The organism is Mumia xiangluensis (assembly GCF_010994095.1).
In the GTDB taxonomy this organism is placed as follows: Bacteria; Actinomycetota; Actinomycetes; order Propionibacteriales; family Nocardioidaceae; genus Mumia; species Mumia xiangluensis.
The window spans coordinates 217632-240955 of sequence record NZ_WJYO01000001.1 but is presented as its reverse complement, the minus strand read 5'-3'; the positions used below and the strand labels follow the sequence as shown (position 1 = coordinate 240955).

Genomic DNA, 23324 nt, shown 5'->3' with positions numbered 1-23324 from the left:
GCATCGGTGATGCCGGGGGCTTCGCGCATCCTCGGCGCCGGTGTCAATGGGTGGCGCCCAGCTCGACGAGCAGGACGCCGGCGGCGATGAGGGCGATGCCGCCGGCCATGATCAGGGTGAGCGGCTCGCCGAACAGCAGCCGTGACGCGACGGCGGTGAGGGCGACGCCGCTCGCGGCCCAGATGCCGTACGCGACTCCCAGCGCCATGCCTGCGTCGAGGCTGAGCGCGAGGCAGGTGAACGCGACGAGGTAGCCGACGACGACCGGGGCGTACCAGGCCCGTCGACCGGTCGCCGCCATGCGCAGCGAGAGTGTCGCCGCGACCTCGACGACGATGGCGCCGACGAGGAAGACCCAGGCCATCACGCTGCTCCGCTCTCGTCGGCGTGCGCTCGGGACTGCGCGGCGTGGGACCCCATCTCGACGGCGAGGACGCCGCCGACGATGAGGACCAGGCCGAGGACCATGACGGACGTGAACGGCTCGTCGTACAGGACGGCCGACAGGCCGGCGGTCGCGGCGACGCCGAGGGCACCCCAGATGCCGTACGCGACCCCGAGCGGCATGCCCTGGCGCAGGACCGCCGTCAGGAGGACGAACGAGGCCAGGTAACCGGCTGCGACGACCGCGTACAGCGCGGGTCGGTCGAGCGCCCCCTTCAGCGAGAGGGAGGCTGTGACCTCGCAGGCGATGGCGGCCGCGAGCAGCATCCACCTGGTCATGCGCCCGTGCTCTCGAGGAGGTCGAGCGCGGCGGCGAGCACCGCGTCCCGGTCACGCCCCACGAGCGGGAGGACGTCCATGGCGTCGGCGTACCAGCAGCCGTCCGCCAGGAGTCGTACGGCGTTCAGCCGGCCGCGCTGGGGGGCAGGGAGGTCGTCGGGGACCTCCACCCAGGCACGGAAGCGCGTGGTCCAGCGCGCGCACATCGCCACGCGGAGCCTCGGGTCGCTGAGCATCGCCAGGTCGGCAGCGTCGTGCTCGTGCGCCAGCGCCCAGCGCGCGTATGCAGCGAGGCGCTCGTGCGCCGGAGCTGCCGTGCCGGCCGGGACCAGTGCTTCGAGGTCGCGCTCGAACGAGTCGAGGAGGTGGTCGACGAGGGCCGTGACCAGGGCTTCCTTCGTGGGGAAGTGGTACATCAGGCCCGGTTTGGTGACGCCAGCCGCGCGGGCGGCGGAGTCCAGCGACAGCGCCTCGCCGCCGCGGATCAGGTCGAGCGCGGAGTCGAGGAGCGCGTCACGCTGGGAGGGACGGTGGGCGGCTCGGGGCATGTACTTACTTTACCCTTTGGATGGCAGTCCGCCGGTCGCGGAGACGACGAAGGGCTCCGACCACCAGGTGGTCGGAGCCCCTCGAGACCTCGTCGGTCGGGTCAGGCCTTCGGGTCGCCGTGGCCCTCGTCGTCCACGGGGACGTCGGACTCCTCCGCGATCGCCGCGTTCTCCGCGGGCGTACCGGCCTCCGGAGCGTCGAGCTCGGCGCCCTGGCCCTCCGGACGCTCGAGCACCGCGGTGGCGGTGGCGGCCATGCCGGCATCCGCGGCCGTCGCGTCCGGACCGGCCTCCGTGGCGCCCGTGCCGTCGGCCTTGCGCTTCACGCCGGCGAGCAGGAGCTGGGCGACGTCGAGGACCTCGACCTCTTCGCGTGCGGCGCCGTCGGCCTGCTTGGCCGTGAGGCCGTCGGCCAGCATCACGCGGCAGAACGGGCAGCCGACCGCGATCTGGTCGGCCCCGGTGTCGATGGCCTCCTGGGTGCGGTTGAGGTTGATGCGCTCGCCGAGCGTCTCCTCCATCCACATCCGGGCACCGCCCGCGCCGCAGCAGAAGGACCGCTCCGAGTTGCGCGGCATCTCCTTGAGCTCGGCGTTCGGGATGACGTTGAGCAGCTCGCGCGGCGCCTCGTACACCTGGTTGTGGCGGCCGAGGAAGCACGGGTCGTGGTAGGTGATCGTCTTGCCGCCCACGCTGCCCGCCGCGGGTGCCACCGGGGTCAGCCTGCCCTCGCGCACCAGGCGGTTGAGCAGCTGCGTGTGGTGGACGACCTCGAGCTCGACGCCGAACTCGGCGTACTCGTTCTTGAGGGTGTTGAAGCAGTGCGCACAGGTCGAGACGACCTTCTTGACCTTGGTCTCCTTGAAGACCTCGGCGTTCTGCATCGCCAGCTGCGCGAACACGATCTCGTTGCCCGCGCGGCGGGCCGGGTCGCCGGTGCAGGTCTCGCCGTCGCCGAGCACCGCGAAGGAGACGCCCGCGGTGTCGAGCAGCTCGGCGACCGCCTGGGTCGTCTTCTTGGCGCGGTCCTCGTACGCACCGGCACAGCCGACCCAGAAGAGCCAGTCGACCTCGTCGAGGTCCTCGATGTCGACACCGACCTGCTTGACCTCGAACGGGAGGTCCTTCGCCCAGTCCATGCGGTTCTTGGGCGACATGCCCCAGGGGTTCCCCTTGCGCTCGAGGCCCTTGAAGATGTTGTTGAGCTCGGTGGGGAAGTTCGACTCGACGAGCACCTGGTAGCGGCGCATGTCGACGATGTGGTCGACGTGCTCGATGTCGACCGGGCACTGCTGGACGCACGCGCCGCAGTTCGTGCACGACCACAGGACGTCGGGATCGATGACGCCGTACATCGACTCGTCGCCGATCAGGGGACGCTCGGCCTCCTTGACGACGTCCTCAGGAAGACCCTCGCGGCCGTCCTCGCCGGCCAGGACGTACGGCGACTTCGCGTACGCGTGCTCGCGCAGGCCCATCACCAGCAGCTTGGGCGACAGCGGCTTGTCGGTGTTCCAGGCGGGGCACTGCGACTGGCAGCGGCCGCACTCGGTGCACGTGGTGAAGTCGAGGATGCCCTTCCAGGAGAAGTCCTCGACCGCGCCGACGCCGAGCTTGGAGAAGTCCTCCTCCTCGAGGTCCTCCATCTTCTCGAGGTCGAGCGGCTCGCCCTTGATGTAGATGGGCTGGAGGCCGCCGAGAGCCGTACGGCCCGTCGACTCGCGCTTGAACCAGATGTTGAACCAGGCGGTGAAGCGGTGCCAGGCGACGCCCATCGTGATGTTCAGGGAGATGGTGATCAGCCAGGTCATCGAGATGACGATCTTGACCATCGCGACGGCGTAGATCGTCGTTTCCAGGGCGTCGGACGACATGCCGGAGAACAGCTCACCCAGCCAGAAGGTGCCGGGGAAGTGGACGAACGACGCCTCGGCGGGGTCGTCGTGGGAGAAGAGCGCGTACTCGAGGCCGCGGAGCAGGAAGCCGCAGACGACGACCGAGAGGATGACCGCCTCGACGAAGTACGCCTGCCAGAAGGTCGACCCGAAGAAGCGGGACTTGCGGCCGAGCTGGTTCGGCTTGTTGCGCTGCCGGACGACGATCAGGTAGACGATGCCGATCAGCGTGAGCCACGAGAACAGGTCGGCGACCCACTGGTAGACGACCCAGTGCCCGATGATCGGGAGCACCGCGTGGGCGTCGAAGAGCTGGAAGTATGCGGCGGCGACCATCGAGCTGAGCAGGATGAAGCCGGCGAACACGAACCAGTGCATGATGCCGATCCAGTGCCACTGCAGCATCCGGGTGTGGCCGATGGTCTCGACCAGCATGTTCTTCCAGCGCGCACCCTTGTTGTCCGTGCGCGTGCCCCGTGTCGGTCCACCCATGCGCACCACGTGCACCATCTGCGTGATCGCCTTGGCGGCGAGCGCGACGGCGACAGCCGTGATGGCCAGGGACACGACGATCGCGACGACCTGCATGCTCAGCTCCTGCCGGTAGTACGGTCAAGCGAACCTTAGCCCCAGGACGACGGTGGTCCTGGGTTAGGTAGGCCAAACACTACCGGTCGGTAACCTTCGTGTCCGCCGCCGCCGCAGGCGTCGCGATCTCGGCCACGCGCCGTGCGAGGGCGAATCCGCCCAGATCCCGGGTCCTCACGACGACCTCGGCAGCGACGAGACGGGCCAGGACGCGGGACGTGACGTGGGTGGGCAGCCCCGTGCGGGTCGTGATCTCGCGCGCCGTGACTCCCGGACCCGCGTCGACGATCGCGTCGAGGACCGCGACGGCGGTCGCTGGTGCCGGCGACCGCCGCCCGTGGAGGAGGGCGACCTCGTCCCAGGAGGCGGGAGACCCCAGCGTGAGGTCGTACGCGTCGCCGGCGAGGGTCTCGTCGTACAGGCCCAGCTTGGTCAGTGCCCACGGCCGGCGCTGCTCCAGCGTCACCGACCACAGCACGCCGCCGGTCGCGCAGACCAGGGTCGTCAGCACGGCCGTGTGGCTCTCGCCGCCCCAGGGTTCGACCGTCATCGCGACCAGGACGGCCAGCATCGCGGCCGCGCCCAGCGCGTTGGTGACGACGTCGGACCGCCTCAGCTCGTCGATGCGCTGGAGGAACGAGGTCGCCGCGAGGCAGGTGAGCGTGTACGCGGTGAGGAGCGCCACGGTCGACGCGTCTCCCAGCAGGCGCACGATCGCCCGTTCGTCGGGGAGGGCGAGCAGCGCGACGGCGGCGGGACCCAGCACGAGGGCCGCGCTGACGCCGATTGCTCCCGTCGGTGTGCGGAAGCGGGGGTGGGTGGCGCCGAGCCGCATCGGCAGCGCGCCCTCGCGCGCCAGCGTCAGCACGAGGCGGGAGAGTGCGGTGGCCACCGCCACGACGCATCCTGCGTAGCAGAGCAGACGAACGGCTCGGACGACCGTGACCGCCATGTCGTGGTTCGCCTCGGGAGGGAACCACTGGAGGATGCTGCCGATGCCGTCGACCGGCGTCGGTCCGAGGATCGTGCTCGTCAGGCAGGTCGCCACGACGACCACCAGCGCGGTGCTCGTGGCGCGGGGGACCGACGCGAACGGCGTCGCGGTCTCGGCCGACAGCGACGTCGCGCACCCGAAGCCGACGAGGTAGGCGACGGAGAGCACCACGCCGTGCGCCATCCCCGCCGGCTCCGCGTGCTCGAGCGAGAACCTCGCGAGCGTCGGCAGACCCGAGTGCGCGACGGCCGTGATCAGGAGCCCGACCAGGGCCAGGAACGACACGGACGCGGCGACGAGCGTGACGCGGGTGGAGAGCCTGACGCCGATGAGCAGGACGGCCGCGCACGCGCCGGTGAGGATGATCGCGACGAGCATCTCGGCCACGCCGACGGCGCCGGGCGGACGTGCCGGCGCCAGCAGCTCGGTCGTCGTGATCGCCGCGCGCACGAGGCACCAGCTCCCGAGCAGGCCGTAGCCGACGAGCATCGCGACCGCCGCGACCATCCCGCCGACCGGTCCGAGGCCGAGGACGGCGTAGGAGTACATCGAGCCTGCTGCCGCGACCCTCGTCGAGAACTGGCACAGGGCCCGGTTGACGAGCCACAGGAGGACGCCGGCGATCACCACGCAGAGCCATGCGCCGTTGCCGGCGACGGCCGTCAGCGTGAACGGGATCGTCAGCGCCATCGACGCCGGCATGGCGGCGCCCAGCGACTGCCCGAGCACCGGGGTGAAGGGGAGAGACCGCCGGTCGAGGCCGTCGAAGCCGGACCGGGTCCGCAGCCGCGCGGGGCTGCTCATCGCTCGTCTGCGGGGATCAAGAGGCAACCGCCGGTCTCGGCCCTGCTCGGGCGTGGTCGTGAGGCAGCACGCAGGCTATCGCAGCGGCGCCTCGCCGTCGATGGGGACGAGGGGTACGGCGATGACAGGGCACAGCGCCACCAGCGCGAAGGCGAGCGGGAAGCCGAGCAGGGTCACCGCCGCGCCGACGACGGGCGGGACGGCGGACGCGGCGACGTACTGTCCGGTGTTCTGGACGCCGATCGCCCGGCCCGACCAGAACGGTCCGGCGGACTCGGTGATCGCCGTGTACGCGAGCCCGTTGTCGGCGACGGTCACCGTCGTCGCGACCACCAGGAGCGCGACTGCCGCGGTGCTCCAGCCGAGGCGGTCGGTGAGGGCGAGACCGAACATCGTCACCGCGGCCGCGATCGCCACCCAGCGCATGGGCCGCAGGCGACTGCGGACCAGGTCCGACAGGTGCCCTGCGCCGATCCGGCCCAGCGCGCCGAGCAGCTGGGTCCCGGCGACCAGCGCGCCGGCCGCCCCGGCGGCCCAGCCGAGGTCGCCGACCAGCCAGACGAGGGCGAAGGTCCAGACGGTGAACTGCGGGACGACCAGGAGCATCGACGCAAGGTGGATCCGGACGAGGTATCCGTTGCCGTACGGGTGGTCGAGCTGGCCGGCGGCCTGCGCCTCGGCACGACTCGGTCGGGGTGGGTCGGCGACGACGACGGCGCAGGCGAGCGCGGCGACCGTCGACGCCACGACCGGGACCCACAGGGCCGACGCCATCCCGTGGGCGGCGGCCAGCGGTGCCATCGTGGCAGCGGCGAGGCCGACGCCCAGCGGCTGCGCCATCTGGCGGATCCCCATCGCGAGGCCGCGTCGGTGCGCGGGGAACCAGCCGGCGACGACGCGGCCGGACGCGGAGGACGTGCTCGCGGCGAAAGCCCCTGCCACGAGGAGCGCGGCGCACAGGGCTCCGAGGTGGTCGGCGACCGCGACGGCGACCGCGGCGCTGATCGCCGTGCCTGCCGTGCCGCTGACGAGGACGAGGCGCTCGCCGTACCGGTCGGCGACGGCGCCCCACACGACGAGGGTGAGCATCGTGCCGATCAGCGGCATCGAGGCGACCAACCCGGCGGTCGCCAGCGAGCGCCCCTGCTCCTGGAGGGCGGGGATGAGGAAGGCGACACCGTGCGCGAGGCACGCGCCGGAGACCTGTGCCGTCGTGGCGACGGCGAGCATGCCCCAGTGGCGGGCGGCCACCCGCGGAACGGAAACGACCGTGTCCATATAGCGAGACTCCAATCTCGGAATATGGATATCGTACGCCTGCTATCCTGGGGGCAGCCATGTGGCTCCGGACGAGAACCGACGTACCCGGTCATGCGAAGACGTCGACACACCTTCACACCAGGAGCGTTCTCAATGGCATGGCTGATCCTCGTTGTCTCCGGCGTCCTCGAAGCTGTCTGGGCGACCGCGCTCGGGCGCTCAGAGGGCTTTTCCCGGCTCGTCCCCACGGTGGTCTTCGGGGTCACCGTGGTCCTCAGCATGGTCGGGCTCGCCGTCGCGATGCGCAGCCTCCCGACCGGCACCGCGTACGCCGTCTGGGTCGGCATCGGCGCGTCGCTGACCGTCGCCTACGCGATGGTGACCGGGGCCGAGCCCGTGTCGGTGCTCCGCCTCGTCTTCCTCGCGATGATCATCGGCGGGGTCGTGGGGCTGAAGGCGGTGCACTGACCGCCAGCAACGTCGCTGGTCGAGGCCGAAGCGCCAGCGGGCGATCGAGACCTACCTGCGGTGGTCTCGATCGCTTCGCGCCTCGACCAGCGGGAGCTGGCGCCTCGACCAGCGGGAGCTGGCGCCTTGACCAGCGGGGGTCAGCCCGGCAGGGCGCCCAGGTGCGCGAGCGCCTGGCGCAGGAGAGCGCCGCGGCCCCCCTCCATCTCCGCGGCCACCGCGTCGGTCGCGGCCTCGGCCGGCGTGAGCCACGTCAGCTCGAGCGCGTCCTGACGGGGCTGGCACTCGCCTGAGACCGGGACGACGTACGCGAGAGCGACCGCGTGCTGGCGAGCGTCGAAGAACTGCGAGGCGCCGGGATAAGGGAAGTACTCGGTGACGGCGAACGGGACGGTGCTCACCGGCAGGACAGGGAACGCCGTCGGCCCGAGGTCCTTCTCGAGGTGGCGCATCAGCGCGTCGCGTACGCGCTCGCCGTGCATCACGCGCCCGGAGACGAACGAGCGTGTGATCTCGCCGGTGTGCGAGCCCCGCAGCAGGAGCCCGACCTCGGCGACGAGCCCGTCGGGATCGACGCGCACCGGGACGGCCTCGACGTACAGCATCGGGACCCGGTTGCGGGTCTCGTCGAGGTCGTGGTCGGAGAGCCAGCCGGGATTCGGGTCGGGAGTGCGTACCGTCATGCGGCCAGTCTTCCCCATGGGGCCACAGCGATGCGTAACGTGGCCCGGGTGGACGCCGCGCTCCGCCTTCGCAGTGCACAGGGCCGCTGGGTCCTGCTCGCCACCGTCCTCGGCTCCAGCATGGCGATGCTCGACTCGACCGTCGTCAACGTTGCTCTGCCGACCATCGGCGACGACCTTGACGCCGACGTGGGCGGGCTCCAGTGGGTCGTCAACGGCTACACGCTCGCGCTCGCGTCGCTGATCCTGCTTGGCGGCGCACTGGGCGACCGGTGGGGGCGCCGGCGCGTCTTCGTGATCGGGGTCGTGTGGTTCGCGGTCGCGTCGCTGCTGTGCGGAGTCGCGCCCAACGTCGAGACGTTGATCGCTGCCCGGGTGCTCCAGGGCGTGGGCGGTGCACTGCTGACTCCGGGAAGCCTGGCGCTCATCTCGGCGTCGTTCGACACCGAGGACCGCGGCGCCGCGATCGGCGCCTGGTCGGGGCTCGGCGGCGTGGCGACCGCGATCGGCCCCCTGCTCGGCGGGTGGCTCATCGAGGCAGTGAGCTGGCGGGCGATCTTCCTGCTCAACATCCCGCTCGCCGCTGTCGTCGTGTGGGTGTGCGGTCGCCACGTGCCCGAGAGCCGTGACCCCGAGGCGCCCGAGCACTTCGACCTCCTCGGCGTCGCCCTGACCGCGGGAGGACTCGCCGCGCTCACCTACGGGCTCATCGAGTCGAGCACCTGGCTGTCGGTGGTCGGGCTCGTGGTGCTGCTGCTCTTCGTCGTGCAGGAACGCCGCAGCCCCAACCCGTTGGTGCCGCTCGGTCTCTTCAGGGACCGCGTGTTCTCGGGAGCGAACGTCGTGACCTTCGTCGTGTACGGCGCGCTCGGTGCGGTCTTCTTCCTGCTGGTGGTGCAGCTGCAGGTCGTCGCCGGCTACTCCCCGCTGGCCGCGGGCGCGGCGACGCTGCCCATCACCATCCTCATGCTGCTGTTCTCGCCGGCGGCGGGCCGCCTCGGGACCCGGATCGGGCCGCGCGTCCCGATGACGGTCGGCCCTCTCGTCGGAGCTGCGGGCCTCCTCTTGATGCTGCGCGTCGGACCCGACGCGTCCTATCTCGCCGACGTCGCGCCCGGTGTGGTCGTCTTCGGGATCGGCCTGACGATCCTCGTCTCGCCGCTGACGACGGCGGTGCTGGCGGCAGCACCCGACCACCTCGCGGGAACCGCCTCGGGCGTCAACAACGCCGTCGCGCGTACGGCACAGCTGCTCGCCGTGGCCGCGCTCCCGCCGCTCGTCGGGATCGTCGGAGGCGCCCTGTCGGACCCTGACCTGTTCGACGCCGGGTTCGACCAGGCGATGCTCGTCTGCGCCGCGATGATGGTCGCTGGAGGCGCCATCGCCTGGGCGACGATCCGGACGAGGCCGCGCACCCACGACATCCCGATCGAGCAGCAGGCGGGCTGCGACGTGTCGGCGCCGCGCCCGTACCCGGCTACCTCCTCACACGGAAGGCCTTCTTGACCCGGCGCGTCAGACGGCTGCGGCCCGCTGCTCGGAGGCGGGGTGCGCGGCGGGCGCCGACGTGAGACCGGCATGGACGGCCCGCTGGAAGGCGAGCACGTCGTCGGCGACGGAGTGCAGGCAGCGCTGGCCCTGGGCGACGTCGGCACACCACGACCGCTGACGTGCGGCCGCCGCCGCGTCCGTCGGCGTCTCGACGAAGTCGAGCAGATCGGCCCCACCGAGGACGGTGAGGAGACCGGCCTCGCGTCGACCGAGGACCGGGGCGGACGAGGATGCCTCCGGGCCCGCGGAGTCGAGGATGCTCGCGAGATCGGCGCGGACGGCGTCACTCATCGCAGGAGCCGTCGGGTGCCAGCGGACGTGGATCTTGAGGACGACGGTGCGGCTTTCCTCCCGGCGGAGGAGACCGCGCGTGGCCATGCTGCCCAGGACGGTCTCAGGGAGCGTCGCCGCGAGGTGGTGCACTGCGTCGCGGACCGACAGGGGAACCTGTCCTGTGAGCAGCGAGAGCCCGGAGCCGAGCAGCGGCTGGCGGGGAGAGGTGTCGGCCAGCACGAGGATGTCGCCGGGCTCGAGCGCGACGTGGCCCGCGTGCGCGAGATCGAGGAGCAGCGCGCCGGCCAGGGCGCGGGCGCCACGTCCGTCGGGATTGCGCAGCTTCCCGGACTGGGGGTCGAGCGCGAGCAGGGTGAGTTCCTCGGCGAGCAACATGGCGCGAGGGTACTCGTGATACGGATCACATGCCAGAGGTTCCGGACGATCCGGTCGACCAGCGTCCCCGGTGGACGACCTCGTCGAGTGAGCGCCGCCCCCGCGCGCGCGAGGACGGCACGTGGTCCTCGGCGCCGTACCCGACGGTGATCGCGCCGAGCGGCTCGTAGTCGGCGGGGACACCGGAGGCCGCGCGGAACTCGGCCGTCCGCGTCGGTGGGATCCCGAAGAAGCAGGCGCCGAGGCCCTCGTCGACGGCCGTGAGCAGGACCATGAGGGACGCCATGCCGGTGTCGACGTACCAGTACGGGACGGGCCAGCGCGCCTCGTCGCGGTCGGTCCAGCCCTTGTCCGGCTCCGCGTAGCGGTCGAGATAGGCGTCCTTGTGCGCGAGCGGCACGAGCACGACCGGCGCCGTACGCATGCCTCGCAACCAGCGCGACGGCGACGCCGCACGCTCGGGCGGTGTCGTCGCGTCCCAGAACCGGGCGACGTCCTCCGCGGTGTCGAGCACCAGGAACTCCCATCCCTGGGTGAAACCGGCGCTCGGTGCGCGGGTGGCGTGCGCGAGCATGCGGTCGATGACGTCGGACGGCACCGGTCGCCCGTCGTAGGCGCGCACCATGCGTCGCCGCCGGATCACCTCGGCGAGCTCCACGTCAGGGCGCCTGGTCGTCGCCGCCGTCGCCGTCGGCGGGGCGGTGTACGTCGGAGAGGTGCATGTCGGCGGCGTCCGCCTCCTCGTCGTACCCGTCCTTCGGGCGGCCGAGGCGGGTGCGGAGGTCGCGGCGCGACAGCAGGAGGAGGTCCCACGTGGTGGTGTCGACCATGTCGGGGTCGAGGTGCTCCAAGGCCCGGATGCCGATGTTGAGCCAGCGCTCGGAGGCGAGCGGCTCGCCCGCCTCGTCGTACAGGTCGGCCATGTAGTGCGCCGACGCCGGCGTGATGCGGCCGGACTTCCGGTAGCGGTCGGCGTACGGGGTGGGGTCGAGGCCGCGCGCGAGCGCGGTGCCGACACGGACGACGTCGGGGTGGATCGCGGAGACGCCGTCGGCGGTGTCGGCCATCGCCAGCACCTCCTCCTGGCGGTCCCACGCGCCGTCGAACCCGAGGAACTCCGACGCCGCCACCAGCAGCGAGCGTGGCGCGACGTCGTCGGCCAGGTCGTACTCGCCCGAGGTCGCGAACTCGATCAGCTTCTCGGCCTTGGCGAGCGACGAGAGGTCGGACTCCTCGACGGCGTCGGTCTCTTCCCGGGTGATGCGCATGGCGTTCAGTATCGCCTGCGCGCTTGAACGTGGTGCGTACGGCGTGCGCCGTGCGGCGCGGACCCGGCAGGATGACGGGCATGACAGGCATGGCGGGCGCGGCGGTCCTGGAGAGCGGGCCCGGCTGGACCCTGTGGCGCGCCGCGTCCGGTGTGCTGGTCGAGGTCGCCGACGACCTCGCCGGGGTGCTGCCGCCCTCAGCGACGGTCGGGGTCGTCGCGACGGTCTGGCCCCGTGGACGCTGGACCTTCACCTTCCGTGGCACGCCACTGCCGTACGAGGCTCCGATGGCCGTCCGGGCGGACCCGCTGCTCACCTGCGCCATGACGGTGCTCGCTGCGGCGAAGCAGGCGAAGGTGCACGCGGACGACGGCGTGCGTGCCACGTTCGGCGAGGTCGCGACCCGTGAGCCCGACCACGGGTTCACCACGGAGTCCGCGGCCGGCGTCCTCGACGTCCGCGCTCCACGCGAGCACGACCGCGACGCGGTCGTCGACGCGGTCCTCGCCTCGGCGCGGGCACGGGCCGAGCGCGACCGTACGAGGGTGGAGGTCGACGCCGACGAGATCCACGGTCCGCTGGAGCTGGACGCGCTCGCGACGGGGACGCTCGTCGACGTGCTGGGCGCCGCGGAGGTCGGCTCGCCGGGTGCCGACCGTGCCGCGCACGCGGCCCGGCGCGGCGAACCAGCGGTGGCGCTGGTGCTGCGCGAGCGCGACGACCGTCTCGTCAGGACCGCGCTCGGAGCGCTCGGCTGAGCGCCCCGCTCAGCCCTTCCGCGGAGGCAGCGGGAAGAAGCCGGACGTGCGGGCCATGTACTCGCGGTATGCAGGGCGCTTGGCCATCCGGCGCTCCAAGACCTTCTTGCCCGAGCCGTTCGCCAGCAGGTAGACCATGATCGCGGGGGCGAAGACCGTCAGGGCGCCCGGCCAGGCGTCCGCCGTCACCAGGAAGATCCCGACCCACACGCACGCGTCGCCGAAGTAGTTGGGATGCCGCGTGTACCGCCACAGCCCGCGATCCATCACGGGCGGGCGCTGGTCCTTCGGCTGGGCCTTGTACGCCTCGAGCTGCCGGTCGCCGACCGTCTCGAAGAGCAGTCCGACGAGCCAGACCACGGCACCGACCCACGCCAGCGGGCCGAGTGGGGCGTCGAGGAACATGCCGACCTGGACGGGGGCCGAGATCACCCACGCGAGCACGCCCTGCAGCCCGTAGACGACCGCGACGACGCCCAGCTCGCTGCGACCGCGCAGGAACTCCTCGTAGCGGGGGTCCTCCCCGGCGCCGATGCTGCGGCGGCCGATGTGCACCGCGAGCCGCAGACCCCACGCGAGGACGAGCACCAGCAGCAGCCAGCGGCGTACGTCGTCGCCGTGACCCGACGACGCGACGAACCCCACGACCGCGACCGCGCAGAAGAGCAGACCCCACGCGACGTCGATCACGGCGTGCTTGCCGGCGACCTTGGCGGCGGCGTACGTGACCGCGAGGACCGCGACGACGCCGAGCGCGGTCCAGGGCAACGCCCCCCAGAAGGCGTCGTCGAGGTGTGACGTCATGCGCCCTCCGTCCGGGTCGCCACGATCTGGTCGACGCCCATCCTGCCCTGCTCGAACGCGAGACCACCGCCGACGAGGTAGAGCCGCCACATGCGTGCCTGCTCCTCGCCGACGAGCGCGACGGCCTCGGCGAAGCGCTTCTCGTACGTCGCCGTCCAGGCGGCCACCGTCCGCACGTAGTCCTCCCGCATCCCCTCGACGTCGAGGACCTCGAAGCCGCCGCGCTCGAAGAACCCGAGAGTCTCCGACAGCGGCCGCATGTGCATGTCGGGCGCGATGTAGGTCTCGATGAACGTGCCGCCCCCGGGCGCGGCGCCCGCCCGCCGGGACATCTGCTGCACGAGCACGCGGCCGCCCGCTCGTACGTGGCGGCGGAGGACGCCGAGGTAGGTCGCGTAGTTCTCCTCGCCGACGTGCTCGCCCATCTCGATCGAGGCGACCGCGTCGAACCCGGTGCCACGCTCGGTCAGGCCGACGGCGTCGAGGTCGCGGTAGTCCTGCAGTCGCACCTCCACGACGTCGGCGAGGCCGCGGCGCTCGACCTGCTCGGTGACGTACGCGTGCTGCTGCGCCGAGAGCGTGATCCCGAGGACCCGCGCGCCGCGGTGCTCCGCGGCGTGGAGCGCGAGCGACCCCCACCCGCACCCGACGTCGAGGAGCGTCGACCCGTCCGTGACGCCGAGCTTGTCGCAGACGAGGTCCAGCTTGGCGCGCTGCGCCTGCTCGAGCGTGACGCCCGCGCCGCGGTAGTAGGCGCTGGAGTACGCCATGCTCCGGTCCATGAAGAGGGCGTAGAACGCGTTGGAGAGGTCGTAGTGCGCCGCGATCACCGCGGCGTCGCGGCGCGTCGTGTGCCGGGTGCCGTCGACCTGGATCTCCCCGGCTGGTGGACGCGGCCGGGGTCCGACGACGCCCAGTCGGAGCGCCGTCGGGAGTGACCGCACCCACGTCCACCAGCCCGGCCGGGACGGCTGCTCGACCCCCGCGAGCACCTGCCACGCCGTCCGCAGCCCGTCTGCCAGGTCCTCGGCGCCCCCCGGCACGTCGAGATCCCCGCAGATGTACGCCCGCGCCAGGCCGAGCTCGCCCGGCGCCCACGCGAGGTGGCGCAGGGCGCGGCGTGAGCGGACGTCGATCAAGGGAGCGTCGGCCGGTCCGGACGTGCTCCCGTCCCAGGCACGGATCCGGACCGGCGGCTCGATGCCCACGAACGGCGTGACGAGAGCGCGCAGCAGCTCGGCGTTCGACCTCATCGGCCGCCTCCGGTGTCGTCGGCGGGCTTCTCGAGCCCGTACTGCACGACGTCGAGGTAGCCGGAGCGGAAGCCGGCCTCCGAGTACGCCAGGTAGAACGACCACATCCTGCGGAAGACGGCGTCGAACCCCAGCTCGGCCACCACCTCGGCCCGCGCCTCGAAACGCTCCCGCCAGCGGCGCAGCGTCTCGGCGTAGTCGGCGCGCATCGACAGCGTCGAGGTCACCTGCAGGCCCGCCGCCGCCGTACGCTCGGCGATCGTCTCCTTCGACGGGATGGCGCCGCCGGGGAAGATGTAGTTCAGCACCCACGTGTCGGTGTCGAGGCTCGCGAGCATGCGGTCGTGCGGCATCGTGATCGCCTGGAGCCCGACGCGGCCGCCGGGTGCGAGGAGTCGGGCGAGGGTCGCGAAGTACTCGTCCCAGTGCTCGGCACCCACCGCCTCGATCATCTCGACGCTCGCGATCGCGTCGTACGACCCGTCGGTGTCGCGGTAGTCCTGGAGCAGCACCTGCGTCCGGTCCGCGTGGCCCGCGGCGTGCAGCCGACGTCGCGCCAGATCGGCCTGCTCGTGCGACAGGGTGATGGTGGTGACGTCCGCGTCCCTCGACGCGGCCTGCAGTGCGAGCTCGCCCCAGCCGGTGCCGATCTCGAGGAGTCGCGTCCCCGCACCGACGCCGGCCAGGTCGAGCACCCGGGCGACCTTGCGGCGCTGGGCCTCGGCGAGGCTCTCGGTCCCGCTCTTGAACAGTGCCGCCGAGTAGCTCATCGTCGGGTCGAGGAACACCGCGAAGAGCTCGTTCGACAGGTCGTAGTGGTGCGAGATGTTCGACCGCGAGCCGTCGCGGGTGTTCGCGTCACCCTGCGCGCGCCGCGGGACCGCGACCCGGCGGAGCCGCTGGAGACGCGGTGGCACGAGCGTCGACGCGTGCGCCGCCAGCACCGTGAGGACCCCGGTGAGGTCGTCGGCCTCCCAGTCCCCGGCCATGTACGACTCGCCGAAGCCGATCAGTCCTCGGGCGCCGAGTCGCGCGTGGAAGTCGTCAGGCCGGACGAGCCGGAGCACGGGATCCGTCGTCCCCCCGGCGCCCGTCTCGGTCCCGTCCGGCCACCGCAGGCGCAGCGGCAGCCGGCGTACGGCGGTGGCCACGACGGCGCGGGCGGCTGCCGCGCGCACGCGGCTGCGAGGGACCGTGGCGACGTGCGGCCAGCGATCCGGGTCGACGACCAGGTCGGAGGCGTCGACGGACGGCGCGGGGTGGAGGGCGGTCATGCGTGTTCTCCTCGGGGGTGAGGGCGGAGGCCCTGGAGATAGAGGCGGATGCCGTGCCAGTGGATCGCCGCGGTGACGCCCCGCGTGCGCCACGGGCGCAGCAAGGACCGCCACAGCGACGCGTTCGCCGCGCGGGTGCCGGTCATCGTCGCGGTGAACGGCGCCTCGTCGGGACGGTGGAGCGTGACGACGACGGTCAGTGCGTCACCGGGCTCCGGGACGCGGATCGTGTAGTGGCCGTCGACCGGGTTGAACGGGGAGACGTAGAACGCCTTGTCGACCTCGGCCTGCCCGCGCGCATCGGGGTGCAGCAGGTAGCAGTGCCGTCCGCCGTAGGTGTTGCGGACCTCCGCGACGACGCCGGTCCGGACGCCGTCGCCGTCGTACAGGGCGAAGATCGTGAGCGGGTCGAAGACGTAGCCGAGGACGCGTGGTTGCGCCAGCATCGTCACCCGCGCCGGGCGCTCGACGCCCGCCTCGGCGAGCCAGGCATCGAGGTTCTCGCGCAGCGACCGCGACGGGTCGCCCAGGTGGTCGGCGCTGCGGAAGCCCGCCAGCCGGCCGAACCCTCGCGGGAGTTGCGGCAGGTCGTCGAGGTCGACCAGCCACGTCTCGCCCGCCGTCGCCAGGCCGTACGAGACAGGGCTGTGACGCTGGTGGCGGATGGTCACGTCGTAGCGGGCCGTCACCAGCGGACTCCCAGGCTCTGCGCCGCCGCGACCCCGGAGCGGCAGCCGTCCTCGTGGAAGCCCCACCCGTGGTACGCCCCCGCGAACGCGAGCACGCCGTCGTTGAGGGCGGGCAGCAGGTCCTGCGTCGCGACCGACGCGGGTGTGAACACCGGGTGGGCGTAGTCCATCCGCGCGAGGACCCGGGAGTCGTCGATCGTACGGCCGGCGTCGGCTGTGTCGCCGTCGTCGTTGAGGGTGACGAACCACTGCGGGTCGGTGTCGAGCCGCTGGAGGCGGTTCATCGCGTAGCTGACCCGCACGGCGGACGAGCTCGCCTCGCACGCCGGCATCCGGTAGTTCCACGACGCCTCGGCGCGGGCGTGGCTCGGCATCACGCGGCGGTCGGTGTGCAGCGTGGTCGCGTTGCGGGAGTAGCGCCACGGGCCGAGCGCCGCGACCTGTGCAGGCGTCGGGTCGGCCAGGAGCCGCAGCGCGTCGTCGGCGTGGGTCGCGACGACGGCGACGTCGTACGGCGTACGTCCTCCGTCCGCGTCCTGCACCTCCACGCCCTCCAGGGTGCGCGCCACCGCGGTGACCGGCAACGCGGTGTGGACGGCGGTCAGACCCTTGACGACCTTCTCGACGTAGCGGGCCGAACCACCCACCACGGTCCTCCAGGCCGGCGACCCCGTGACGGAGAGCATCCCGTGGTGGGAGAGGAACTGGAAGAGGTAGCGGGCGGGGTAGGCGTACGCGGTCTCGGCGTCGCACGACCAGACGGCCGAGACCAGGGGCACCACGAAGTGCTGGCGCGTGTAGGTCGCGAATCCGTGCCGGTCGAGGAACGCGCCGAGCGTGATGTCGGAGTCCGAGCCCGTGGCGTCGGTGCTCGCGAGGTGCGCGCGGGCGCGGCGGTGGAAGCGGGGGACGTCCGCGAGCATCCTCAGGTAGGCGGCGCGTCGGGCGTGCGACACGGACGGGAACAGGCCGCCGATGCCGCGCGCGCCGGCGTACTCGAGCCCGCAGCCGTCACAGTGCACCGACATGCTCATCTCGGACGGCTGGGTCTCGACGCCGAGCTCCTCGAACAACCGCGTCAGGTGCGGGTACGTGCGCCGGTTGTGGACGATGAACCCGCTGTCCACACCCACCGTGCGTCCGTGCCCGTCGACGAGGTCGTGGGTGTGCGCATGACCGCCGAGCCGCTCGTCCGCCTCGTACACCGTCACGTCGTACTCACGCTGCAGCAGGTACGCCGCCGTCAGCCCGGACACGCCCGCTCCGACGACCGCCGCGCGGCGGCGTACCGTCGTCCTCTCACGCCCACTCATGCCCTCTGTTCGGAGCACGCGCCGCCGTGGATGGGTCGGAGGTGGAAGTTTTTGAGAGTCTCCCGGCCACCCTGCCGGCGGGCCGGCGGCTCAGGCGCTCATGACGGTGCTGTGCCACCCCTTGCGCGGATCGCCGGTCAGGTCCTGCATCACGTGCTTGACCTGGGTGTACTCCTCGAAGGAGTACGTGCTCATGTCCTTGCCGTAGCCCGACTGCTTGTAACCGCCGTGCGGCATCTCCGACACGATCGAGATGTGGTCGTTGATCCACACGCAGCCGGCCTGGATCTCGGCTGCCGCCCGCTGCGCGCGGTAGACGTCGCGGGTCCACGCCGACGCCGCCAGGCCGTACGGGGTGTCGTTCGCGAGCCGGATCGCCTCGTCGTCGGAGTCGAAGGGCAGCGCGACGAGCACAGGGCCGAAGATCTCGTTCTGGACGGCCTCCGCATCCTGCGGGAGACCGGTGAGCAGCGTCGGCTCGTAGTAGAAGCCGGGACGGTCCGGAGCGTTGCCGCCGCACACCACGTCGGCGCCGGCGGCTCGGGCCCGGTCGACCATCGCGGCGACCTTGTCGCGGTGCGCGGCCGAGCTCAGGGCGCCGAGGTCGGTCGCGGGATCGGTCGGGTCGCCGACCACCACCTTGCCCATCAGCTCGGCGACGCCGCTGACGAAGTCGTCGAAGCGGCTCGCGTGGACGTACGCCCGGGTGGCGGCGGTACAGTCCTGGCCGCCGTTGATCAGCGACCCGGCGACCGCGCCGCGGATCGCTGCCTCGAGGTCGGCGTCGTCGAACACCACGAACGGGGCCTTGCCCCCGAGCTCGAGGTGCACGCGCTTCACGGTCGCGGCAGCGGTCGTCGCGATCTGCTTGCCGACCGCGGTCGAGCCGGTGAACGACACCATGCGGACCTGCTCGTGGCCGACGAGCGCGGTGCCGGTGGTGCGGCCTGGGCCGTTGACGACGTTGACGACGCCGTCGGGCAGCCCCGCGTCGGTCGCCGCCTGCGCAAGCATCAAGGACGTGAACGGAGTGACCTCGGCAGGCTTGAGGACGATGGTGTTGCCTGCGGCGATGGCGGGCAGGACCTTCCAGGCGGCCATCTGCAACGGGTAGTTCCACGGGGCGATCGACCCCACGACTCCCAGCGGCTCACGGCGGATGGACGACGTGTGGTCGCCGGAGTAGCGGCCGCTCGCCTTCCCCTCGAGGTTGCGAGCGGCACCGGCGAAGAACGCCGTGTTGTCGATCGTGCCCGGGACGTCGAACTCCGTCGACATGCGGATCGACTTGCCGGTCTGCAGCGTCTCGGCCGCGGCCAGGTCGTCCGCGATCTCCTCGAGGCGGGCTGCGAGCGCGTGCATCGCGGCGCTGCGCTCGCCCGGGGTGGCGCCGGACCACTCCGGGTACGCGGCGGCCGCCGCCGCGACCGCCCCGTCGACGTCCGCGTCGTTCGCCGACGCGAACGTGGCGACCACGTCGCCCGTCGCGGGGTTGCTCACCACGACGTCGGCAGGGCCGGAGCCCTCGGCGTACCGCCCGCCGACGAACTGGCCGGCCGGGATGCTGCTGGGGTCGAACGCGCGCGGTGTGCTCATGGCGCGATTCCAGCACGTCGCACGTCGGCGGACAACACGCGGTGTGTCACCTGCGGCGCGCCGGAGGTGACGTCCTGTCAGGCGCGCGACCTCGGCCGGCGGCAGACCGATGAAGCGGCCTCAAGGTCGTCGCACGCGTGGAAGGTGAGCGATAGGCTCACGTGATGACGACCCCAGCCGTGTCCGGCGTGCCCAAGCGGCAGCGGGCGCCGCGCGTGCCTGCGGACCAGCGGCGCGCCGAGATCCTCGTCGCCGCGCTGGACGTCTTCGGTGCCCGGGGCTACCACAAGGCGTCGCTGTCGGAGGTCGCCGAGCGGGTCGGCATCACGCACCAGGGGATCCTTCACCACTTCGGCTCCAAGGACCAGCTCCTCGTCGAGGTCCTGCTGTACCGCGAGGCGCTCGACGTCGCGGACTTCGAGAACCACGAGCCGCCACGCGGCGCCGAGCTCATGCGCCACCTCGTCCACACGGCGGGGGTCAACACCGGCCGTGCCGGGCTCGTGCAGTCGTACGCGGTGCTGTCCGCGGAGTCCGTCACCGAGGGGCATCCCGCGCAGGCGTCGTTCCGCGAGCGGTTCGCGCATCTACGGGCGCTGATCACCGACGCGCTCCGCGAGGCGTGCGCCGACGACCCGCCCAGCGACGCTGACCTCGACTCGGCCGCGTCGTCGGTCATCGCCGTCATGGACGGGTTGCAGGTCCAGTGGCTGCTCGACCCCGACCGCGTCGACATGCCGTACGCGGTGGGGCTGGTCGTCGACGCACTGCTCGCGCGGCTCGGGTCCCCGGTGCGGACGACCGGCACGAGCTAGCGGCGAGGTCCGCGGCCTAGCGCTGTCCCGAGCGGCGCTGGTCGTGCACCATGAGCGCGACACCGAGGGCGAGCCGGGAGTCGGTGTCGTCGAGGCTGACGCCGAGGATGCGCTCGAGGTGCGCGAGCTTCTTGTAGAGCGCCGGCCGGCTCCGGTGGCTGACCCGGGCGAGCTCGGTCTTGTTGCCGCCCACCGCGATGTACTGGCGGAGCAGCTCCAGCATGCCGTCCTCGTGGGTCGCCTCGTGGACGAGCAGCCGGTCGAGCTCGGCCTCGGCGAACGCCTGGACCCGGGGATCGTCGTGCAGGAGCGCCACGAGCCCCCGGAGCCGGACGTCGCTCGCGCGGAAGAACGGCTTCTGCCGCCCAGGTGGAAGTGCGTGCGCGACCTCGGCGACGTGCTGCGCGTGCCGGAGCGCGGCTCCGGCGGCGAGCACCGTCATCGCCGGGGCGCCGACCCCGACGGACACCGGGTCCAGGTCGCTCTGGCGGGCGTGCTGGGCGTGGAGCGCCTCGGCGAGCGCCGCGATCGCCCCGTCGCCTCCGCGTTCGCCGGTCGCGACGACGGCGGCGACCTCGACCGGGCCGAACGAGCCGAGGAGCGCCGGGACCCGCGCCTCGCGGCTGGCCTGGGCGACCCGCTCCACCAGCCGGCGGGCGCTGCGGTGCGCGGCCACGGGGTCGTTGGGCGTCCCGACCGCGCGGGGTGCGGCGCGGACGACGAGCCCGGCGTACGGCGCCGCCGCAGGCAGACCGAGAGCGCGGGCGCGGGCGTCGGCCTCCGCGGCGTCGACCACCCGCGCGTCCGCGAGCTCGGTGAGGAACCCGCCCTGTGCCTGGTAGGCGATGCCGAACCGGTCGCTCTCTGCCATCCGGCCGAGCTCCAGCGCCTGCGCCGCGCGTTCGAGGACCATCGCGAGCCGCTCCTGGTCGGAGGCGGGGTTGACGACGACGAGCCGTCCCCAGCGGTGCTGCTGCAGGCCGACCGGCGAGGTCATCCAGCCCTCGGGTCCGGTCACGCCGGTGACGTCGGTGTGCGCGACGAGGCGCGAGCGCTTCTCCCAGCCGTGCAGCAGGCCCGCGGCGGGGCGGCCGAGCGCGGCGTACGCGACGACGTGGCGCGACAGGTCCTCGAGGACCACGGACGACCCGGCCAGCTCGGCGGTCGTCTCCACGATCGCCTGCGCTCCGGCGCCCTCCAGGCTGAGCGCGGTGAAGCGCTCGTGGACCCGACGCGCGAAGTCGACCCGCTCGTACTGCTCGGCCACGATCGCGCGGTGCACCTGCTCGGTGATCTCGACGAACCGCGAGGGCCGCCGCAGGGCGACGACGGGGAACCGGCGCTCGCGGGCCACGGCCAACGCGGCCGGCGGCACCTCGGGGAACGACTCTCCGACCTCGACGAGGAGGCCGGTCGCCCCGGCCTCGACGAGCTCGCCGACGTACGCCGCTGCGTCGTCATCGCCCCCTCGCATCGCAAGGCCGGTGGAGAGGAGCAGCTCGCCGCCGGTGAGCAGGCCGGTGACCTCGCGGACCTCGCTGACGTGGACCCAGCGGACCTGCCGGTCGAGGCGGTCCGCGCCGGCCAGCACGTCGGGGGCGGCAGCGCGGAGGGCCTCCGAGGCGAGGACAGCGCGCAGGGTCGGGAGCGGCATAGGACCAGCGTACGGTTCGTCGCTCCGGGGGCGAAGCGGGTGACGGATCGTTTCAGCGCTCGCGGACGGACAGTTCGTACGAGGTGCGTAGGGCTGGGTGACACTCCGTCCGTTGTCGAGGTCCACCGCTGCGGCGCATCCTCGTACCCATGAGCACTTCGACGCTGATCCCGCACTGGCTCGACGGAGCACCGTTCCTCGGCACCTCCGCCGACGCCGCCACCGGCCGCACCGGTGACGTCACGAACCCCGCCACCGGCGCCGTGAGCGCTCAGGTCGCCTTCGCCGACAACGCCGACGCCGAGCGCGTGATCGGTGCCGCTGCCGCTGCTGCGCGCTCGTGGGCGGAGACGTCGATCACCAAGCGCACGCAGATCGTCTTCGCGTTCCGCGAGATCCTCAACGCCCGCAAGGAGGAGCTCGCCGCGATCATCACCTCCGAGCACGGCAAGGTCCTCGACGACGCGCTCGGCGAGGTCGGCCGCGGTCTCGAGGTCGTCGAGTTCGCGTGCGGCATCCCGCACCTGCTCAAGGGCGGCTACTCCGAGGGCGTCTCCACCGGCGTCGACGTGCACTCCAAGCGCCAGCCGCTCGGCGTCGTCGGCATCATCAGCCCGTTCAACTTCCCGGCGATGGTGCCGATGTGGTTCTTCCCCGTCGCCATCGCCGCCGGCAACACCGTCGTGCTCAAGCCGAGCGAGAAGGACCCGTCGGCCGCGATCTGGATCGCCGAGCGCTGGAAGGAGGCCGGCCTGCCCGACGGCGTCTTCAACGTCCTCCAGGGTGACAAGGTCGCGGTCGACGCGCTCCTCGACAGCCCCGACGTGAAGGCGATCAGCTTCGTCGGCTCGACGCCGATCGCGCGCTACGTCTACGAGCGTGCCAGCCAGTCGGGCAAGCGCGTCCAGGCCCTCGGGGGTGCGAAGAACCACATGGTGGTCCTGCCGGACGCCGACCTCGATCTCGCCGCGGACCAGGCCGTCAGTGCCGGGTACGGCTCGGCGGGCGAGCGCTGCATGGCGATCAGCGTCGTCGTCGCCGTCGGTGGTGTCGGCGACGAGCTGGTCGCGAAGATCGCCGACCGCACTCGCACGCTGCGCACCGGTGACGGGACCCAGGGCGCCGACATGGGTCCCCTGGTGACGAAGGTCCACCGCGACAAGGTCGCGTCGTTCGTCGACGCCGGCGAGGAGGCCGGTGCGAAGCTCGTCGTGGACGGACGCGACGTGGTCGCCGACGGCGGCACGGACGGCTTCTGGCTCGGCCCGACGCTGTTCGACAACGTCACCACCGACATGAGCGTCTACACCGAGGAGATCTTCGGCCCCGTGCTGTCGGTCGTCCGGGTCGACACCTACGACGAGGCCGTGGCGCTCATCAACTCCAACCCGTACGGCAACGGGGTCGCGCTGTTCACCAGCAACGGTGGCGCGGCTCGGAAGTTCGAGTACGAGGTCGAGGTCGGCATGATCGGCATCAACGTCCCGATCCCGGTTCCGATGGCCTACTACTCCTTCGGCGGCTGGAAGAGCTCGCTGTTCGGCGACAGCCACGCGCACGGCACGGAGGGCGTGCACTTCTTCACTCGTGGAAAGGTGGTCACGTCGCGCTGGGGTGACCCTGCCGTCAAGCCCGTGGGCGGCCTCGAGCTCGCCTTCCCGAAGAACAGCTGAGGTTTCCGGCGTTTGCCACGCTCCCCACGGAAGTACGCCCCGTA

22 protein-coding genes and 1 riboswitch are annotated in these 23324 nt (G+C 72.2%); of the genes, 5 read left to right on the top strand and 17 right to left on the bottom strand.

Annotated features, from left to right (window positions below):
- Nucleotides 1-43: 43 nt before the first annotated feature.
- The 6 genes from GH747_RS01030 to GH747_RS01005 all read right to left on the bottom strand — a co-directional run bounded on the left by GH747_RS01030 (nt 44) and on the right by GH747_RS01005 (nt 6830).
- Nucleotides 44-364: a DMT family transporter gene (locus GH747_RS01030; RefSeq protein WP_149767452.1), complete on the bottom strand. Its 321-nt coding sequence runs from the start codon at nt 362-364 to the stop codon at nt 44-46.
- Entirely contained in the window at nt 364-723 is a 360-nt protein-coding gene (locus GH747_RS01025; RefSeq protein ID WP_149767451.1) for a DMT family transporter, read from the bottom strand. The genes GH747_RS01030 and GH747_RS01025 overlap by 1 nt, the downstream gene beginning before the upstream one ends.
- A complete protein-coding gene (locus GH747_RS01020; RefSeq protein ID WP_149767450.1) occupies nt 720-1271 on the bottom strand; it encodes a TetR/AcrR family transcriptional regulator in 552 nt (183 codons plus the stop codon). Before GH747_RS01020 ends, GH747_RS01025 begins: the two co-directional genes overlap by 4 nt.
- A 101-nt stretch (nt 1272-1372) precedes the next feature.
- Nucleotides 1373-3754 (bottom strand): (Fe-S)-binding protein, encoded by a 2382-nt coding sequence (locus GH747_RS01015; RefSeq protein ID WP_149767449.1) that lies wholly within the window; start codon nt 3752-3754, stop codon nt 1373-1375.
- Nucleotides 3755-3833: 79 nt separating this feature from the next.
- The gene (locus GH747_RS01010) at nt 3834-5552 is read right to left on the bottom strand and encodes a MarR family transcriptional regulator (RefSeq protein ID WP_149767447.1); all 1719 of its coding nucleotides are present in this window, start codon (nt 5550-5552) and stop codon (nt 3834-3836) included.
- A gap of 75 nt (nt 5553-5627) precedes the next feature.
- A complete protein-coding gene (locus tag GH747_RS01005) occupies nt 5628-6830 on the bottom strand; it encodes an MFS transporter (RefSeq protein WP_194842871.1) in 1203 nt (400 codons plus the stop codon).
- A gap of 51 nt (nt 6831-6881) precedes the next feature.
- Nucleotides 6882-6941, top strand: a riboswitch (guanidine-III (ykkC-III) riboswitch).
- Nucleotides 6942-6965: 24 nt separating this feature from the next.
- Here GH747_RS01005 and GH747_RS01000 point away from each other — a divergent pair.
- Nucleotides 6966-7280, top strand: coding sequence for a DMT family transporter (locus GH747_RS01000; RefSeq protein ID WP_149767445.1), 315 nt, complete (start codon nt 6966-6968; stop codon nt 7278-7280).
- 140 nt (nt 7281-7420) lie between these two features.
- Here the strand turns inward: GH747_RS01000 and GH747_RS00995 are convergent, their stop codons facing one another.
- A complete protein-coding gene (locus GH747_RS00995) occupies nt 7421-7963 on the bottom strand; it encodes an NUDIX hydrolase family protein (protein WP_149767443.1) in 543 nt (180 codons plus the stop codon).
- A 48-nt stretch (nt 7964-8011) separates the two neighbouring features.
- On the opposite strand from GH747_RS00995, the gene GH747_RS00990 reads away from it, so the two are divergent.
- Nucleotides 8012-9469 carry an MFS transporter gene (locus GH747_RS00990; protein WP_228552721.1) on the top strand — a complete coding sequence of 486 codons (1458 nt, stop codon included), beginning with the start codon at nt 8012-8014 and terminating at the stop codon, nt 9467-9469.
- Nucleotides 9470-9478: 9 nt separating this feature from the next.
- Here the strand turns inward: GH747_RS00990 and GH747_RS00985 are convergent, their stop codons facing one another.
- Genes GH747_RS00985 through GH747_RS00975 form a run of 3 tightly spaced genes read right to left on the bottom strand, consistent with a single transcriptional unit; the run spans nt 9479 to nt 11451 of the window.
- Complete coding sequence (locus tag GH747_RS00985) at nt 9479-10183, bottom strand: GPP34 family phosphoprotein (protein ID WP_149767439.1); 705 nt, start codon at nt 10181-10183, stop codon at nt 9479-9481.
- 25 nt (nt 10184-10208) lie between these two features.
- Entirely contained in the window at nt 10209-10841 is a 633-nt protein-coding gene (locus tag GH747_RS00980) for a nitroreductase family protein (RefSeq protein ID WP_149767437.1), read from the bottom strand.
- A 1-nt stretch (nt 10842) separates the two neighbouring features.
- Nucleotides 10843-11451, bottom strand: a complete 609-nt coding sequence (locus GH747_RS00975) for a hypothetical protein (protein WP_149767435.1) — start codon at nt 11449-11451, stop codon at nt 10843-10845.
- Between the two features lie 80 nt (nt 11452-11531).
- On the opposite strand from GH747_RS00975, the gene GH747_RS00970 reads away from it, so the two are divergent.
- Nucleotides 11532-12209, top strand: a complete 678-nt coding sequence (locus tag GH747_RS00970) for a hypothetical protein (protein WP_149767433.1) — start codon at nt 11532-11534, stop codon at nt 12207-12209.
- A 9-nt stretch (nt 12210-12218) separates the two neighbouring features.
- Here the strand turns inward: GH747_RS00970 and GH747_RS00965 are convergent, their stop codons facing one another.
- From GH747_RS00965 to GH747_RS00940, 6 genes are all read right to left on the bottom strand, one after another.
- On the bottom strand, nt 12219-13013 hold the full coding sequence (locus GH747_RS00965; RefSeq protein ID WP_149767431.1) for a DUF1295 domain-containing protein: 795 nt from the start codon (nt 13011-13013) through the stop codon (nt 12219-12221).
- Nucleotides 13010-14266, bottom strand: coding sequence for an SAM-dependent methyltransferase (locus GH747_RS00960; protein WP_149767429.1), 1257 nt, complete (start codon nt 14264-14266; stop codon nt 13010-13012). Before GH747_RS00960 ends, GH747_RS00965 begins: the two co-directional genes overlap by 4 nt.
- Nucleotides 14263-15540, bottom strand: a complete 1278-nt coding sequence (locus GH747_RS00955) for an SAM-dependent methyltransferase (RefSeq protein ID WP_149767427.1) — start codon at nt 15538-15540, stop codon at nt 14263-14265. The genes GH747_RS00960 and GH747_RS00955 overlap by 4 nt, the downstream gene beginning before the upstream one ends.
- A complete protein-coding gene (locus GH747_RS00950) occupies nt 15537-16229 on the bottom strand; it encodes a DUF1365 domain-containing protein (protein ID WP_205602712.1) in 693 nt (230 codons plus the stop codon). Before GH747_RS00950 ends, GH747_RS00955 begins: the two co-directional genes overlap by 4 nt.
- Nucleotides 16226-17542: an NAD(P)/FAD-dependent oxidoreductase gene (locus GH747_RS00945; RefSeq protein ID WP_149767425.1), complete on the bottom strand. Its 1317-nt coding sequence runs from the start codon at nt 17540-17542 to the stop codon at nt 16226-16228. Before GH747_RS00945 ends, GH747_RS00950 begins: the two co-directional genes overlap by 4 nt.
- A gap of 90 nt (nt 17543-17632) precedes the next feature.
- The gene (locus tag GH747_RS00940; RefSeq protein ID WP_149767424.1) at nt 17633-19138 is read right to left on the bottom strand and encodes a gamma-aminobutyraldehyde dehydrogenase; all 1506 of its coding nucleotides are present in this window, start codon (nt 19136-19138) and stop codon (nt 17633-17635) included.
- A 164-nt stretch (nt 19139-19302) separates the two neighbouring features.
- Between GH747_RS00940 and GH747_RS00935 the strand changes: the two genes are divergently transcribed.
- Nucleotides 19303-19953, top strand: a complete 651-nt coding sequence (locus tag GH747_RS00935; RefSeq protein ID WP_149767422.1) for a TetR/AcrR family transcriptional regulator — start codon at nt 19303-19305, stop codon at nt 19951-19953.
- 16 nt (nt 19954-19969) lie between these two features.
- Here the strand turns inward: GH747_RS00935 and GH747_RS00930 are convergent, their stop codons facing one another.
- On the bottom strand, nt 19970-21607 hold the full coding sequence (locus GH747_RS00930; RefSeq protein ID WP_149767420.1) for a PucR family transcriptional regulator: 1638 nt from the start codon (nt 21605-21607) through the stop codon (nt 19970-19972).
- Nucleotides 21608-21756: 149 nt separating this feature from the next.
- On the opposite strand from GH747_RS00930, the gene GH747_RS00925 reads away from it, so the two are divergent.
- A complete protein-coding gene (locus GH747_RS00925) occupies nt 21757-23280 on the top strand; it encodes a CoA-acylating methylmalonate-semialdehyde dehydrogenase (protein ID WP_149767418.1) in 1524 nt (507 codons plus the stop codon).
- Nucleotides 23281-23324 lie beyond the last annotated feature (44 nt).